This window comes from Methanolobus sp. ZRKC5, assembly GCF_038446525.1.
In the GTDB taxonomy this organism is placed as follows: Archaea; Halobacteriota; Methanosarcinia; order Methanosarcinales; family Methanosarcinaceae; genus Methanolobus.
Genome location: NZ_CP151792.1, coordinates 600,103 through 615,635, shown reverse-complemented (window position 1 = coordinate 615,635; position 15,533 = coordinate 600,103). Strand labels below are relative to the sequence as shown.

General features: G+C 40.0%; 14 protein-coding genes. 8 read left to right on the top strand and 6 right to left on the bottom strand.

Annotated features, from left to right (window positions below):
• The gene (locus WN948_RS02725; protein ID WP_342305460.1) at window positions 1-921 is read right to left on the bottom strand and encodes a bile acid:sodium symporter family protein; all 921 of its coding nucleotides are present in this window, start codon (window positions 919-921) and stop codon (window positions 1-3) included.
• Window positions 922-1,017: 96 nt separating this feature from the next.
• On the opposite strand from WN948_RS02725, the gene WN948_RS02720 reads away from it, so the two are divergent.
• From WN948_RS02720 to WN948_RS02710, 3 genes are all read left to right on the top strand, one after another.
• Window positions 1,018-1,677, top strand: coding sequence for an SAM-dependent methyltransferase (locus tag WN948_RS02720; protein WP_342305459.1), 660 nt, complete (start codon window positions 1,018-1,020; stop codon window positions 1,675-1,677).
• 58 nt (window positions 1,678-1,735) lie between these two features.
• Window positions 1,736-2,332 carry a DUF2119 domain-containing protein gene (locus WN948_RS02715; RefSeq protein ID WP_342305458.1) on the top strand — a complete coding sequence of 199 codons (597 nt, stop codon included), beginning with the start codon at window positions 1,736-1,738 and terminating at the stop codon, window positions 2,330-2,332.
• A gap of 199 nt (window positions 2,333-2,531) precedes the next feature.
• Window positions 2,532-3,986 (top strand): IS66 family transposase, encoded by a 1,455-nt coding sequence (locus WN948_RS02710; RefSeq protein ID WP_342306454.1) that lies wholly within the window; start codon window positions 2,532-2,534, stop codon window positions 3,984-3,986.
• A 323-nt stretch (window positions 3,987-4,309) separates the two neighbouring features.
• Here WN948_RS02710 and WN948_RS02705 read toward each other — a convergent pair whose 3' ends face one another.
• The 3 genes from WN948_RS02705 to thsA form a co-directional block, all read right to left on the bottom strand.
• Window positions 4,310-5,680 (bottom strand): PGF-pre-PGF domain-containing protein, encoded by a 1,371-nt coding sequence (locus tag WN948_RS02705; protein ID WP_342305457.1) that lies wholly within the window; start codon window positions 5,678-5,680, stop codon window positions 4,310-4,312.
• A 60-nt stretch (window positions 5,681-5,740) separates the two neighbouring features.
• Window positions 5,741-6,493: a hypothetical protein gene (locus WN948_RS02700; RefSeq protein ID WP_342305456.1), complete on the bottom strand. Its 753-nt coding sequence runs from the start codon at window positions 6,491-6,493 to the stop codon at window positions 5,741-5,743.
• A 708-nt stretch (window positions 6,494-7,201) separates the two neighbouring features.
• Entirely contained in the window at window positions 7,202-8,821 is a 1,620-nt protein-coding gene (thsA, locus tag WN948_RS02695; protein WP_342305455.1) for a thermosome subunit alpha, read from the bottom strand.
• A 164-nt stretch (window positions 8,822-8,985) separates the two neighbouring features.
• Here thsA and dph5 point away from each other — a divergent pair, with 164 nt between their 5' ends.
• The 5 genes from dph5 (at window position 8,986) to WN948_RS02670 (ending at window position 13,257) form a co-directional block, all read left to right on the top strand.
• A complete protein-coding gene (gene dph5 / locus WN948_RS02690) occupies window positions 8,986-9,789 on the top strand; it encodes a diphthine synthase (RefSeq protein ID WP_342305454.1) in 804 nt (267 codons plus the stop codon).
• A 62-nt stretch (window positions 9,790-9,851) separates the two neighbouring features.
• A complete protein-coding gene (locus tag WN948_RS02685) occupies window positions 9,852-11,639 on the top strand; it encodes an ATP-binding protein (RefSeq protein WP_342305453.1) in 1,788 nt (595 codons plus the stop codon).
• 32 nt (window positions 11,640-11,671) lie between these two features.
• Window positions 11,672-11,953, top strand: coding sequence for a DUF357 domain-containing protein (locus tag WN948_RS02680; protein ID WP_342305452.1), 282 nt, complete (start codon window positions 11,672-11,674; stop codon window positions 11,951-11,953).
• A gap of 48 nt (window positions 11,954-12,001) precedes the next feature.
• Window positions 12,002-12,343: a DUF555 domain-containing protein gene (locus WN948_RS02675; protein WP_342305451.1), complete on the top strand. Its 342-nt coding sequence runs from the start codon at window positions 12,002-12,004 to the stop codon at window positions 12,341-12,343.
• 14 nt (window positions 12,344-12,357) lie between these two features.
• Window positions 12,358-13,257 (top strand): carbohydrate kinase family protein, encoded by a 900-nt coding sequence (locus WN948_RS02670; protein WP_342305450.1) that lies wholly within the window; start codon window positions 12,358-12,360, stop codon window positions 13,255-13,257.
• Window positions 13,258-13,584: 327 nt separating this feature from the next.
• Here the strand turns inward: WN948_RS02670 and WN948_RS02665 are convergent, their stop codons facing one another.
• Both WN948_RS02665 and WN948_RS02660 read right to left on the bottom strand, forming a co-directional pair.
• Window positions 13,585-14,235: a methyltransferase cognate corrinoid protein gene (locus WN948_RS02665; protein ID WP_342305449.1), complete on the bottom strand. Its 651-nt coding sequence runs from the start codon at window positions 14,233-14,235 to the stop codon at window positions 13,585-13,587.
• A 56-nt stretch (window positions 14,236-14,291) separates the two neighbouring features.
• Complete coding sequence (locus tag WN948_RS02660) at window positions 14,292-15,368, bottom strand: uroporphyrinogen decarboxylase family protein (RefSeq protein WP_342305448.1); 1,077 nt, start codon at window positions 15,366-15,368, stop codon at window positions 14,292-14,294.
• Between the last annotated feature and the right edge of the window lie 165 nt (window positions 15,369-15,533).

The window sequence follows — 15,533 nt, the reverse complement described above, 5'->3', positions numbered from 1 at the left end:
CTATAAACCATTTTTGTCCTCTTTGGATGACCAGTATGCAGCCAGTGCAGAGCCCATGATGTTATGCCAGATACTGAATAAAGCACCGGGAAGAGCTGCAAGGGGTGTGAAATACTTAGCTGCAAGAGCCACACTCAATCCTGAATTCTGCATCCCGACTTCTATTGCCAGGGTTCTTGCATCCTTCTCATCAAGTCCCAGTGTTTTTGAAATGAAATAACCGCTTGCAAATCCAAATCCATTATGGAGGATAACTGCAATCATTACAAGTTTTCCGGCAACAAGGATATTCTCTTTATTCAGGGCAATGATAATAGCAATGATAAACACGATTGTGGCTACTGACAATGCCGGGAAAGCATGCCTGAATCTTTCAATATGTTTATCGAAGAGCGTATTAATGATGACTCCAAGCGCTACCGGGACAAGTACTATCTTTACAATGCTCAGCATCATGTTCCCTACTTCTACCGGTACTGCCTGCCCGATATAAAGCCATGTAAGTGCAGGTGTCAGGAAGAAAGCCAGTAATGTGGAAACAGAGGTAAGTGTTATTGAAAGTGCCACGTCTCCCTTTGCAAGGTAACAGATGACATTTGAAGCTGTACCTCCGGGACAGGATCCCAGCAGTACCATTCCTGCCATGATCTCAATCGGGAGATTAAGCAGATAAGAAATGATGAAGGCAATGAGTGGCATGAGTATGTACTGCATGGCAGTTCCAAGGGCTATAACACGAGGTCTTTTGAGAACAAGTAGAAAATCGTTTGCTGAAAGTGTGATTCCCATTCCAAACATTACAATCCCAAGCAGAGGAGTTATGGCATTTTTATAAGGGGAAAATACAGATGGGTAGGCAAAGGCTATTATTGAGAAAATAATTGCCCACAGGGGGAAAAGGGAGTTGAATCGCTTTATCATTATCTATTCCTGAAAGCTGGATTTTAAATAACTACAACTTGAGCATGTAATTTGGAACTGATAATATAAATAGTACAGTTCCTTATTAGTTGAATCATGAGACTGGATGCATACCTTGTGGAAATGGGCTATTTCAAGTCGAGGGGCAGGGCAAAAACCGCTATACTTAATGGCAATATCAAAGTAGACAATACCATTGTAAAAAAACCTTCCAGGGATATCAGTGCAGATGCTGAGGTTGATGTGGAGGAAGGGCTTGATATGCCCCGGGGTTATTTCAAACTCAAAAAGATACAGGATGCCACAGGTCTGATCGAAAAGGGTGACCGGGTACTGGACCTTGGTTCAAGTGCAGGAGGATTTTTGATGCTGGCATCTGAGATAGCATCTTCTGTTAAAGGTGTGGAATTCAGCAGGGATTTCAGCACGGAACTCGAAAAAGTAGTCGATGAAAAAGAAAATATTTCTGTCATGTTCGGAGATGTATTTAAGGTTCCACTGGAAAAGATGTCACCTGAAAAGGTCGATGTGATACTCAGTGATATGACACTTGAACCTCTGGATTCTCTGGCAGCTCTTGAAAGGGTGTTGCCACTATTGAGGGATAAAGGGAAACTGCTTCAGGTAATCAAGATGGGAAAGCAGAAGAACAGCAAACCTATTCTTGCAAAGGCAGAAGCAATGGGACTGAAAATCATCGAGGTTCTGGAATCTGAAAAGCAGGAGATATATATCATTGCACAGAAAGTTGTGTAATCCGGGTAAGACTGGGAGATGAATTTAAGGTTAAAATAAAGATTAAATTGAGATGAACATGTCATACCGTATACTTGGGGAAGGAAAACCTGTCAGGTTGTTTGTGGCAGGTCTGCACGGGAAAGAATGGAAGGATACTTCAGACATCCTTGAGAACATAGAAGCTCCCAAGAAGGGAACTCTGGCAGTTATTCCTCTTGTGAATAAAGGTAACTATGTCTCTACACTGGATGATAACTATTTTACTGAAATCGGGATGCCTATAATAGAGGCTGTGGAAGAACTCAAACCTGAAGTCTATATTGAAATTCACTCTTATTCTGCGCAAAATATTGGAAAACTCACAGGGGCTGAAAGGCTGGACCGTGTAGGTGTGCCGGCATTCAGCAGGCTTGATCATGATGTGCTTCTGGGTTCTGTTGCACCATACATTCGCAGGAAGTATTTTCCTCAGGATGCACTCTGCCTGACTTTTGAGATACAGAAAGGAAATACCCTTTCGAAACAGTATGCAACAAGCATTATAAACAGAATGAAGGAATTCACATCCAGAGATGAGTTCCTCAGCTGTATGTTTGAACGATATCCAAAACAGGCAAGGAAAGCTATTGAGGATTATAAGAATTTCTATGGTTTATCAGATGATGAAATTTAGTCCTATAAAAATTTTGACTTGCAAATATAAAAGTATGATTGAAAGAAAAACGATTGTATTTCAATAACAATGTTAATAAAAACGTAACTATTCAGCCTGACTGTTTTAATGATGCAAAAAACAATATACTATGGCTTCATTCTATGTGTTAAAAAATATTCAGTAAAATATCATAAAAAACGTCTATCAATCTGAGGGGATTTGTATAGACCGCGAAGAAATACTTGCAGTTTATGAAGCTGGTCCAGAAGCAGTAGTAGAACTTGTAACTCGATTACTTGGGATAATTGAACATCAATCTCTCCAAATTGCACAACTTGAAGAGCGTGTCAGGCATTTGGAAGAAATGCTTGAAAAGAATAGTCGCAACAGTAGCAAACCACCTTCTACTGATTCTTATGCACGGAATAAACCAACCGTTAAAAGTCAAAGAAAAAAGACCAATAAGCATGTAGGTGGTCAAAACGGTCATCCTGGTACTACATTAAGAATAAATGATGATCCGGATGAAGTTATTGTTCATCCTGTTAATCAATGCGTCAATTGTGGGAGATCGTTAGCTTCTGTTCCCTCTGACTATGAAAGAAGACAGGTCTTTGACATTCCTCCTATAACTATCAATTGCATTGAACATCGTTGCGAGATTAAAACATGTCCCAAATGTTCTCATGTAAACAAAGCTCTTTTTCCAGATGGTGTAACTCAGCCGACTCAATACGGTCATCGAGTTAAGTCATTTGCAGTTTATTTGCACACTTACCAATTACTTCCTTATCAGCGTGTTACCAAGTTGTTCTCTGATATTTTGGGATGCAAGATAAGTCCTGCTACTTTGGTGAACACGGAACGTAGTTGTTTTGAGAAGCTTGGAGCTTTTGAAAATACAGTGAAACATCTCCTGAAAGAATCTCCTGTCATCAATCTGGATGAAACAGGAATGAGAATAAATGCAGTTCGTAATTGGCTTCATGTGGCAGGTACAGACAAACTGACCTATTATTTTGCACATCGCAAAAGGGGCTCAGAAGCAATGGATGCTATGGGCATATTACCAGGTTACACTGGTGTTGCAACACATGATTTTTGGAAACCGTACAACAAATATGAATGTCAACATTCATTATGTAATGCACATTTATTACGAGAGTTAACTGGAGCTTCCGAAAACAGGGATCAACAGTGGCCAAAGATAATGAGTGATCTCTTGATATGCATTAAACATCATGTTGATAATGATCTTTTAGATACTGAGCTAATTCAAAGGTTCAGTGAGGATTATGATCACATAACTTGTTTAGGAGTGAATGAAAATCCTCCTGATCCGGAATCAAATGTGCGGTCTAAAAAACGAGGACGTAAGAAGCAGACCACGGTAAAGAATTTGCTGGATAGGTTTATTGGCCATAAAGAGGATATCTTACGATTTATGTACGACCAAAACGTTCCGTTTGATAACAATCAGGCTGAAAGAGATATCAGAATGACGAAAGTACAGCAGAAGATATCAGGTACTTTCCGCAGTGAACAGGGTGCAAAAAATTTCTGCCGTATAAGAGGATACGTGTCTACTGTTAATAAGAATTCTGAATCTGTTATCGATGCAATTAGTGCAATATTTTATGGCAATTCATTTGTTCCAAAGTTGCAGAATTGATCGTGGATGAAGAAATCAGCTTGATGGAAGTGAGCTAGGCTGAATAGTTACATAAAAACTTCTCATGGCAGATACTTTGATCATGCCATGAGGGAATAATATACCATCATTGTAGCAGCAAGTCCGGTCAGCATCGTGGCAAATTTCGTTAGATCTATATTGTTGTTGTAGTAGTGTTCTGTCATGATTTATCATGATATACAAGTGCATCACTCTATATAAGTGTATGGGTTATATGTCATGATTAATCATTCATTATATGTGAGTGATCTCTAAAAGAATGTATGTGGATAAGTAATGAAAGGACGGTTAACTATCTACTCTCATTTCTGTTTTCTGTTCCTAAGGGCTGCAATAAATACGATGACAATCCCTGTAATAATTGTAAATCCTGGGGTAGTACGAACTTCCATATTCTCTGTTTCTGGTTCAGGTTCTTGAGTATATTCAGACGTTGACAACATCATTTCTTCATCTCCTATCCTTTCCCCAGCTTTAAAGCCTACAATACTAAAGATTGAAAAGCCAGGTGTTTGGGTGGTGAGGTATATCAATTCATCATCTTCATCGACATGGATGGTTGGAAGGTCATCCCATTGATCATCATGATATCTTGTCATGCGTATTGTGGATGTATCCATTTTATTCACCGCTGCCCATTCCTTACTGACCCTGAAATGGATGTTGATATTGTCAGCACTGTCTGTCGAGATTGTACCTTCATTTCCTACATTTATACTTATGAGCTTATAAGAAGTGCCTGGAGGGGAAAATACTCCATCAGGTGTATCTTTGAGTACATCTACTCTGGCCATAACAAGGCCTTTGTTGTTCTTTGAATCAAAGGTTATTCCTGTAATTGGTGTATTACTCTCAGAGAAATTAAATTCAACTTCAGCACCGTTATTAACTCTTATTATTGATGAGGTCGTGGTTTCCATGACTTTTTCTTTTTGGTCTGGAGCAGTTTGTTCAGAGCTTTCGGAGTTACTATTCGATGGAATTGGTGAGGGAGGTGAATTCACTGTAATTGTTGTCGATGTGCTGTTAGATAATCCCCTTGCACTAACAGTAAGTGTTGCAGTATATATTCCGGAATTGGTGTATTCATGTGTGGTACTAACTGCTGATTCATCCGTTGTATTACACCATTGTCCATCACCAAATGACAGGTTCCACATAGTTGGGCCATCTGTAGATTGATCTGTGAATGCAACATTTAGCGGTGCAATTCCTGATGTTGTATTTGTTGTGTAATCAGCTTCAGGTAAGATTGGTACCATTGAAAATTCTATTGCAGGATTGGATCCATTAATAGTGACCATCTGATATGCAGGTGTTTCATAGAAATCTTTTACCACAGTTATGTTGTATGTTCCGACTTCAAGTACCAGAGTTGTGTTGGTCTGGATGGCCTGTTTAGCTTCATCTACATATATTATAGCATCTGGTATGGAAGAATTGACTGAAAGAAAACCTGGCTTCAAAACAGTGGCATATTTGAGTGTCATCTCGGTACTGTCGTAATAACTAATGGCTACTTCATCTGTCGAATTAAAAGCAAGGGATGTGTATCGTCCGACATCACCAATGCTATCAACTGTTTCAGTCTTCCATCTGTTGCCATTGTAATAGGTATACTTAAGATCTCTGTTAGTGACATCGTAATAGCTTATTGCTGGTTTATCTTGCAAATCAAATGCAAGAGATGTGTATTGTCCAACGTATCCGCTGTTGTCTATTGTTTCTACATTTCATTGGCTGCCATCGTAATAAGCAAATTTGAGATGGTTGTTAACACCAGCATCAAGATAGCTTATTGCTGGTTTATTTTCAGAATCAAATCCAAGGGATGTATATTGTCCAACGTAGCCATTGCTGTCAATTGTATTCACATTCCATGTGTTGTTATCATAATAAGCATATTTGAGGCTATAGTTCGTGTTGTCCTCATAACTTATTGCTGGCTTATCTGTCAGGTCAAATGCCAGCGAAGTGTATAGTCCAACATCACCACCATTGTCTATTATATCAATCTGCCATCCATTATCATCGTAATGGGCATATTTGAGAGTCCCGTTTGTGTCATCATGGTAACTTATTGCTGGATTATTTGAGCAGTCAAATGCAAGAGATGTGTATCTTCCAACATTGTCTACGCTATCAACAATCTGCATTTTCCATTGGTTGCCATCGTAATAAGCATATTTGAGGTCTCCATTATTGTTATCGTAATAACTTATTGCTGGTTTATCTGCCAGGTCAAATGCAAGGGAAGTGTAGTATCCAACAGATTCATTGTTATCAATTGTTTCAATGATCCATTGGTTGCTGTCATAAAAAGCATATTGAAGATTTCCATTTGTGCTATCGTAATAACTTATTGCTGGTCTGTCTGCTGAATCAAATGCAAGGGAAGTGTAGTATCCAACAATGCTATTGTTGTCAACTGTTTCCACATGCCAGGATGATGCAGTGGCAGATGTTGATAGTAAAATTAATGACAAGAATATAATGGCTGGAACTCGATATTTTTCCAACATGATGCATTTTAAGGATGACATTCAAGTTGAATATTATATTTACATATATAAATAATGTCTTCATTATTTATTTAAAAATACTCACATAGTCTATTTTTTTCTAAACATTGCACATTTAGACTGGAAACTATTGAATAAAGCAGATGCATAGTAAGTTATATTTTTTTACTTGATTGTAACTAATTTATTTAAATTATCACTGCATATGTGGAACTATGGAGTAAATTTATTTTTAAATTGACAAGAAATATTAAAAACAGAAAAGCATCGGAGGAAAGATAATAGTTATTATGGCAGAACCTTAGATCATGCCATGATAATTGAAGAGTGAATAATATGCTATCATTGTTACTGCAAGTGAGGTCAGTATCGTGGCAAACTTAGTGAGGTCTATGTTGTTGTTGTAGTAGTTTTCTGTCATGGTTTATCATGATATACAAGTTATCCATTGGATATAAACGTTTCTGTTATATATAATGATTAATCATCTCAATATGTAATCTCTGATTAAACTATGGTAGAACACTAAAGTATGCCCGGTTATTAAAAATCGTTTTTTCAGTAGTGAATCAAAAACAAGTTTCAGGGATAAGGTCTAAACAACAAATTAAAATGATTAAAAAAGCAATAAAAAAGAAAGGTGAAAAGAGGTTAAACCCTCTTTTACATCATTCAGCTCATGTCGTAATTGTGGATGTTGTGCTCTGGAGCTACATCCATCATGGCCTGCTCTCTTGCGCGGAGCATGTCATCAACACGCAGAACCAATACTGCTGATTCTGATGCTGATTTGATGGCCTGTGTCTTTACTCTGAGTGGGTCTACGATACCTCTTTCAAGCATATCTACAACATCACCGGTCTCAATGTCAAGACCTGCATTTTTCATAGTTCCATGTTTTGCACGCAGGTTTATAAGTGTGTCAATAACATCAAAACCACAGTTTTCTGCAATAGTTCTTGGGAGTTCTTCAATAGCTTCTGCAAATGCCACTATTGCAAGCTGTTCACGTCCTTCGACAGATGCTGCATAGGTTTTTAATGCCTGTGCCACCTCTATCTCAGATGCGCCACCACCAGGTACTATCTTTCCATCTTCATACACTGCCGCTACTACGTGCAATGCATCATCGAAAACACGTTCAATATTGTCCGTGACATGCTCTGAGCCACCCTTTACGAGAATGGTCATGGTTCTTGCCTCTTTGAATCCCTTTATGTAGGTCTTCTCTTCATGCTCATCTTCCTGCTCAATAAGTCCAGCATATCCAAGGTCATCAGCTGTCATCTCGTTGACATTTCTTACAAGGGTTGCACCGGTTGAATATGAAAGAACGGTCATATCCTCATCCCTTAAACGCCTTGTAGCATACATATTTGCTTCTTTGAAGAAATGAAGTGCATAATCATCTATCTTCTTAGAACAGAATACTGCATTTGCTCCAGTATCAATTATCTTCTGAATCTGTTCCATGAAGTTTGCTTTTTCCTGCTCCTTGAAATCAGCTAACTGCTCAGCACTATCAACCAGAAGCTTGGATTTTGTACTTGTCTGGGCAAATGTGAGATCAGTATCAATAAGGAGTATCTTAGCATTTTCTATGCGGCGTGGCATTTCGGTATGCAGTGCCTCTTTTCTAATTGCTATGCCGTTAATGAGTTCAGTATCGTGGATTGTGCCACCTACTTCCTTTACCATTACAATGTCCTCATCAACATTGACCTTGCCTTCATATTCGATAGCATAGATAGCATCCACGCATATCTTTGCAAGTTGTTCCCCTGCCATCTCTGAAGCTTTCCCTGTGATGGAGGTGTTTGCTATTTTCTCAAGCATTTCGCTGTCTGTCTTATCTACTGTGATGGCATAATCATTGAGAATACTTAGAGCCTTCTCGGTTGCCATCGTGTAACCTTTAACAAGAACTATTGGATGAACGCCTGTCTCTATGAGCTTCTGTGCCTTATCAAGTAGGGCACCTGCCATGACCACTGCGCTGGTTGTTCCGTCACCAGCAATCTTTTCCTGGGTTTTGGCGATCTCCACGATCATTTTTGCAGTAGGGTGTTCGATATCCATTTCATCAAGGATGGTTGCACCATCGTTTGTGAGGGTTATGTCACCCATAATGTTAACCATCATCTTGTCCATACCTTTAGGACCAAGGGTGGTTTTCACAATACTTGCAACTGCTTTTGCAGAAGCGATGTTCATTGACAATGCATCTTTTCCTGTAGTGCGCTGTTTACTTGGATCAACAATGATTATAGGCTGATTGCCATATCCTGCCATGACTTAGGACCTCCAATAATATATGAATTTAATTTATCAGTATAATGTATGAGTGAAACTAACTGTATGTAGTTCTATAAAAACATTGCGAGTCTTGCCTTTGTTTGCTATCATTCTATTATCGTTCTTAAAGCATTTAACCCATAAAGGCATATTTGCGGACTATGCTTACTTTCATAGGACTTGGCCTTTTTGATAAGAATGATATCTCCCTGAAAGGACTCGAAGCTATAAAAAATGCTGATATGGTATTTGCAGAATTCTATACCTCCCGTTTGATGGGTAGTACTATAGAAGAACTTGAAACGCTCTATTGCAAACCAATCCATGTGCTTTCCAGGGAAGATGTGGAGATATCTCCTAACTGGCTTGCTGAGGCGCAGGAAAAGAATGTCGTCTTCCTTACAGGCGGGGATACCATGGTCTCTACGACCCATGTTGACCTGCGCCTTCGTGCAAAGGATATGGACATTAATACACGACTCATACATGGCTCATCTATTGCTTCAGCTATCTGTGGTCTTTCCGGTCTGCAGAATTATCGATTCGGAAAAGCATCCACCGTACCTCACCCATATACCAGTATCCGTGGAAATACTATAATTTCCGAAACACCGTACGATACTATTAAGCTTAACAAGGAACACGATATGCACACCCTGATCTTTCTGGATATAGACAAGGACAAGGGTTATATGACGGTTAATCAGGCATTAGGACTTCTCCTTGAGATCGAGAAGAGGCGGGGAGAAGGGGTTATGGAAAATGCCATTGCTGTTGGTATTGCCAGGGCAGGTTCTGATGAACCTATTGTCAAGGCCGGATATGTGCGTCATCTTCAGGAGGAAGACTTTGGTGAACCATTGCACATACTTGTTGTCCCTGCATCACTTCATTTTATAGAAGCTGAAGCATTTGTCAAGCTCTTAGGTGCACCACAGGAAATATTGGATGAACTTGATGACTGAGGGAAGATATAATAATACATAATAAACATAAAAGAAAAGACCATGAAATTGAGGGATGAAAAATGGTAAGAGGTTCAGTAGGCATAATTTTTGGAGAAACCGGAACCTTTGAGTTCAAAGTAATGGTTTTTGATAGCTCAAAAGTGTACAGGGGCGCATATGTTAAAGTCTGGCATGATGCTTCTTCAGATGAGAAAGATCACACATGGGTTCTTGGTCAGGTAATGGCAATCAAGAGATACAGTGATTCATTTTCTATTGAAGAGGCAATGAAAGGACAACGTGCGGACAAAAGTGATGACAAGATAGTCGCTGAGGTCATGATAATTGGTTCAAGGGATGAGACTGGAATGCTCAGGTCACCTGTAATACCATTCAGTCCGGGAAGTCCTATATTTTCAGCTGATGAAGGGCTAACAAGGTCTGTGCTTGGACTTACAGGCAATGAAATGAATATCGGTCTGCTTGAAGGAACGAATATCAAAGTGCAACTTAGTGTCAACAGCCTTGTACAGAAACACTGCAGTATACTGGCAAAGACCGGCAGCGGTAAATCCTATACAGCTTCAGTTCTGCTTGAAGAGTTGCTTGATCAGAATATTCCGCTCCTTATTATAGACCCGCACAGTGAGTACTCTTCCTTAAAAGTTCCCGGAGAGGCTGCAAAAGAGGATTTTTCACGCTTTGGCGTAGCTCCTAAAGGGTATGGATCCAAGATCAAGGTATACACACCCGCAAGCAAATCCTTAAATCCGGATGTAGATGATCTTTTCAGGTTGAATGGGATGAATCTCACGGTCAAAGACCTAACCTCTATCTTCCCTGATAATTTTTCAACCACACACACTGGAATATTGTATGAAGCAATACAAAAAATACGTTCCGAAATGGAAACTTACACTATTGAAGATATAATATTTGAAGTTGGTAACGATAAGAGCAAAGCCAAGTGGAATGTGATAAGTGTTCTTGAACAGATAAGAGACACAGGCATACTCTCTCCTAATCCGACGTCTATTGAGGAATTGTTCCAGAAGGGAAAAGCATCCGTCATTGATTTCAAGGGAGTTACACCTGAATTGCAAAGCATGATAGTTGCAAGTTTGTGTACCAGTCTTTTTGAGGCACGCAAGCTGAATCGGATTCCACCGGGAATGCTTGTTGTAGAAGAAGCTCATAACTATGCCCCTGAAAAAGGATTTAGTAAGACCACAAGTACTGATATTCTCAGGACAATAGCGTCCGAAGGACGAAAATTCGGTCTTGGTATGATGGTAATTTCCCAGAGGCCTGCGAGGATAGATAAGAACGTACTTTCACAGTGCGGTACTCAGGTCATCATGAAAGTCACAAACCCCAATGACCTCAAGGCTATAAGCAAGGGTCTTGAAGGAGTTACTTCCTATGTAGAGGAAGAGCTCATGCGTCTGCCGCCGGGGGTTGCCATGCTGGTTAGTAATGAGATAGAAAGACCTGTGCTTGTGGACATCAGGATCAGAAAGTCAAAGCATGGTGGTGAGTCCGTAAACGTGCTAAAGGCGGCAAGAACGGTGACTCCTCCTCCACCAGCAGAAATGCTTGCTGAGAAACACGAGGCATCACGACCGGCTCCTGTTCGTAGACCGATGCCAGAGCTTCAAACTTCGGCGAGTGTACCTGAACCGGAGATTATGATGGATGTGCCGGTTGTAGATGTGCCAATTATAGATCTACCAGTTGTAAATATGCCTGAGCCGACTTCTAATATCGCTCCACCTCCAAAGAGGCAACCTTCCAGGAAACCTACGGTCGAGAATGAAAGTGAAGGCGGAGGCAAATTATTCAAGAAGTTGTTTGGGGCGAACAGATAATTAACTATGAGCACTGTTGAGGCAAGTATAACATGGCTGCTGACCTGAATGAAAAAGTTAAGAGATATGAAAGACTATTAAGGGAAGCACTTGAAAAGGCGAAATTTGCCCCAATACCTCAATCTCATATGTATAAAGCTGCCAGTGACTATCATAATATGGCAAGCTCATACTATAATGACGGTCTTCACTTTGTTAAGTGTGATGATCCTGTCAATGCGCTTGTCTGCTTTAGTTATGGGCATGCATGGCTTGATGCGGGAGCAAGACTTGGTCTTTTCGATGTTGATGACGACGTGTTATTTACTATATGAATATAGATTTATTTGAAGAAGAAATGAAGTATAAACTGGAGATATCTAATGTCAAATTATCATGTTACACTTGAAGCTGCCTGGTTGGTAAGAGATGTAAAATCATCAGATGACGCAATAGGCGTTGCAATTTCTGAGGCAGGGAAACGCCTCAATCCTCAACTTGACTACGTTGAGGTGGATGTAGGAACAACATTCTGTCCTGCATGTGAAGAACCCTTTAGCAGTGTATTTTTAGCTGCAAATACTGCTATTGTAGGTCTCGTTCTTGAAATGAAAGTGTTTGATGCAGAAAGCCCCGAACATGCCGCAAGAATTGCAAAATCAGTAATTGGAAAAGCATTAAGGGATGTTCCTCTTGATGTAGTGGATGTCGGTGAATTCGAATAAGGGACGTATCAGACATGGATAGAACGATCACCGTTGTAGGACATGCTGCCATAGACCTGCTCTTTGATGTTGAGAATATCGCAGTTCACAATGAATCACACCCCATAATCAATTATAATCAGTATTATGGAGGTGGAGCTGCTAATATTGCCATTGCAATTGCCATACTTGGTGGCGATGCACAGTTGATCTCAGCAGTTGGCGGAGATTTTGCATCATCAGGCTATGAGGCTGAACTTGAAAAGCACGGTGTTGATCTATCCTTACTATATAGGTTCCCTGAAGAGAAGAGCACCCGGGCTTTTGTATTTACTGACCGGGACCATCAGCAAAGTACATATTTCCACTGGGGAGCATCTGTAAAGCTCAAAGAATTAGACCCGCATAAAGTTGATTTTGTACATCTTGCAACATCTGATTCCGCATATAATGCAAAGATAGCTAAAAAAGCTGGTTTTGTCTCTTTTGATCCAGGGCAGGATCTCGTGACGTATTCAAAAGAAAACCTTGAAAGTATACTTGAAAATACTAACATCCTTTTTACAAACAGGCATGAAATAGAGCGTGTTTGTGATATGACTGGTAAGTCATTTGAGGATATTCTCAGTATGATCGAGACTGTTGTTGTCACCTATGATGCCAGTGGCAGTAAGATATACAACAGTGGCAAGGAAATCACGATTCCTGTGGTTACTGTAAAAGCTCTTGACCCCACCGGTGCAGGTGATGCTTACAGAGCAGGATTCCTTCTTGCATACACACGTGGCTACTCGCTGGAATCTTGTGGTAAGATAGGATCAACGGTTGCTTCTTTTGCTGTTCAGAACATTGGTTGTCAGACTGACCTTCCTACGTGGGATGTCATGAAGGCAAGATATGAGCAGAATTTTGGTAAGTTTCCTGAAAGTATATAAGCTATTTTTATGATGCAGCTAGTATTGTATCAAGAAATTTAAGTGTTTGTAGTCATGCCATTAAACAAAATTTTAATGGGAATTCAGATTTCCGATCTGGCATGAACACAATCACCCCTTTTTGTTTTTTGTGGTAAGCAACACTCAGGGGATTTATCCTTTTTAAATTATTATGTTCGAATAAAATGAAAAGTAGTTTTTCTACAAAAGCGAAATATCCTGCGTATTAATAAAAGCACGGGTAACTCATTTTGTGGAGTTGAGTACCCGCTTAATATTTATTTCAGAATCAATTGAGAATAAGATTTTCTACAATGCCACAGATATTTAGTTCATAATTTTTATTGCAATACGAGCAGCATCCGCTGCGTTCTTTGCTGTTGCATCAGCTCCAATCTCTTTGATCCAGTTTTCAGAAACCGGTGCTCCACCAAACATGATCTTCACCGAATCCCGCAGTCCTTCTTCTTCAATTGCTTCCATGGTATCTTTCTGACCCTGCATTGATGTTGTCATGAGTGCAGAGCCCACAAGAAGTATCTTACCATCATTGAGCTTGTTGATCTCATCAATGATGGTTTCGTTTGGAACGTCCACACCAAGATCGACTATATTGAAACCGTTTACACTCAGCATTATTGAGACCAGGCGATGGCCAATCTCATGGATGTCTCCTTGCTGTACAAAAGTGATAGCAGTTCCAACACTTTCAGTCGTCTTGTCTTTTTCAAGTTCAGGGGTGAGTATTTCCATTGCACCGTCCATGGCTTTTGCAGAGATCATGATGTGGGGGAGGTAGAGTTCTCCTAATTCATACTTATCACCGACGATCTTCATGCCTGCTGCAAGACCCTCATTTATGGCAGTAAAAGCACTGATGCCTGCTTCAAGGGCTTCTTTTGCAGCTGCCACGCAGCCTTTTATGTCCTGAATTACAATTGTATCCCGGAGTTTGTTTAAGATTTCCTGGTTTGACATATTTGACCTCCAATAGTAGTTTAATCCAAAAATAAAAATTGGATTTTACTGATCATTTAGTCATATCTCCCATATTTTTCTGCAGCATCCAACATGGCCATTAATTTAATAGGTGCTGCGTTGGGAGGGAATTCACAACCTGCAGCCAGAATATAGCCTGAAGGGGAATTCATTCCTTCAACTATGTTCTGTCTGCATATTTCCAGTAAATCCTTGTATGATTCAGTAATGAAGAGTGATGGATCGATGTTACCACATACGACGTCATGGTCGCCGAATGCTTCTACCTGGGTCTTTACGGGTGTTTCCGGACCAAAGAGCCAAATATATTTTCCAAACCATCCCATCTCGTTCCTTAATTTAACATAGTAGGGGATGTTTTTGTTTTGGTCAGAACATGGATGCATAAGTACAGAATTCACTCCTAGTTCTTTCAAATGAGTGTGGATTCTTTTCATGTAAGGATATGCGAATTCAGCAAACATATCAGCCGATATCATTGTATTGGATTCAGAAGGCCCACCATCGAAGGGAAGCAGATTTTCTGCACCATATTTGTCTGCAAAGTAATCTATAGCATTAATGAGCATATCACATACTTTATCGAGTAGTAAGTGTACAGTCTTAGGTTCCATGATGATCCAACTAACAAATTCGGATGTATCTGCGATAACTGAAGCTGCAGTAAAGGTACTGCCTACCTGTATAGAAACAGGCATACCAAGTTCAGCGCATCTGGAAGCTAATTTATCAGCTTGCTTATATGCACCAGGTAATTCCTTATTAAAATCCGGTACTTCAAGTTTTTCGATGTCCTCAAGATTATTAACGGGATGCTTCTTGACAAATGGAGCTCCCTGACCTTTTCCATAAGGATACTCTATTTCGCCACCAAATTCCAGAGCTCCCATTGATGCGTACCCATACATCGGAGTCTGTTCATAACCATGCAAGCGCATTGAAGCGAACTGAGCTTCAAAACATTTATCCCCATCCGCATAGAAATCACCAAGAGATATGCCCGTGATCTGTGCAGAATATCCCAGAACAAAAGGAACTACTGGTACACGGTCGGGTTTTTGTCCGGTCATCACCGCCATCATTCGTTCAGGTGGTGTCATTCTCTGTGTCATCAATGTTCTCCTCCATCTTGTTCGATTTAATTGATCTGTCATTGTTTGTCTTGTTGTTGCGATGTTCGTTTCTAGGACAAAACCATTTTTTTGATTTTACAGGAGTTAATTATTAGGTATGCTTTTTAGCTCCCTTTGTGTCCACATAAAAACGTCTTCAAAATC

What these genes read in the sequence shown, in the direction of transcription:
- WN948_RS02725 (WP_342305460.1), bottom strand. Translation starts at nt 921, where the DNA reads ATGATAAAGCGATTCAACTCCCTTTTCCCCCTGTGGGCAATTATTTTC.
- WN948_RS02720 (WP_342305459.1), top strand. Translation starts at nt 1,018, where the DNA reads ATGAGACTGGATGCATACCTTGTGGAAATGGGCTATTTCAAGTCGAGG.
- WN948_RS02715 (WP_342305458.1), top strand. Translation starts at nt 1,736, where the DNA reads ATGTCATACCGTATACTTGGGGAAGGAAAACCTGTCAGGTTGTTTGTG.
- thsA (WP_342305455.1), bottom strand. Translation starts at nt 8,821, where the DNA reads ATGGCAGGATATGGCAATCAGCCTATAATCATTGTTGATCCAAGTAAA.
- dph5 (WP_342305454.1), top strand. Translation starts at nt 8,986, where the DNA reads ATGCTTACTTTCATAGGACTTGGCCTTTTTGATAAGAATGATATCTCC.
- WN948_RS02685 (WP_342305453.1), top strand. Translation starts at nt 9,852, where the DNA reads ATGGTAAGAGGTTCAGTAGGCATAATTTTTGGAGAAACCGGAACCTTT.
- WN948_RS02680 (WP_342305452.1), top strand. Translation starts at nt 11,672, where the DNA reads ATGGCTGCTGACCTGAATGAAAAAGTTAAGAGATATGAAAGACTATTA.
- WN948_RS02675 (WP_342305451.1), top strand. Translation starts at nt 12,002, where the DNA reads ATGTCAAATTATCATGTTACACTTGAAGCTGCCTGGTTGGTAAGAGAT.
- WN948_RS02670 (WP_342305450.1), top strand. Translation starts at nt 12,358, where the DNA reads ATGGATAGAACGATCACCGTTGTAGGACATGCTGCCATAGACCTGCTC.
- WN948_RS02665 (WP_342305449.1), bottom strand. Translation starts at nt 14,235, where the DNA reads ATGTCAAACCAGGAAATCTTAAACAAACTCCGGGATACAATTGTAATT.
- WN948_RS02660 (WP_342305448.1), bottom strand. Translation starts at nt 15,368, where the DNA reads ATGACACAGAGAATGACACCACCTGAACGAATGATGGCGGTGATGACC.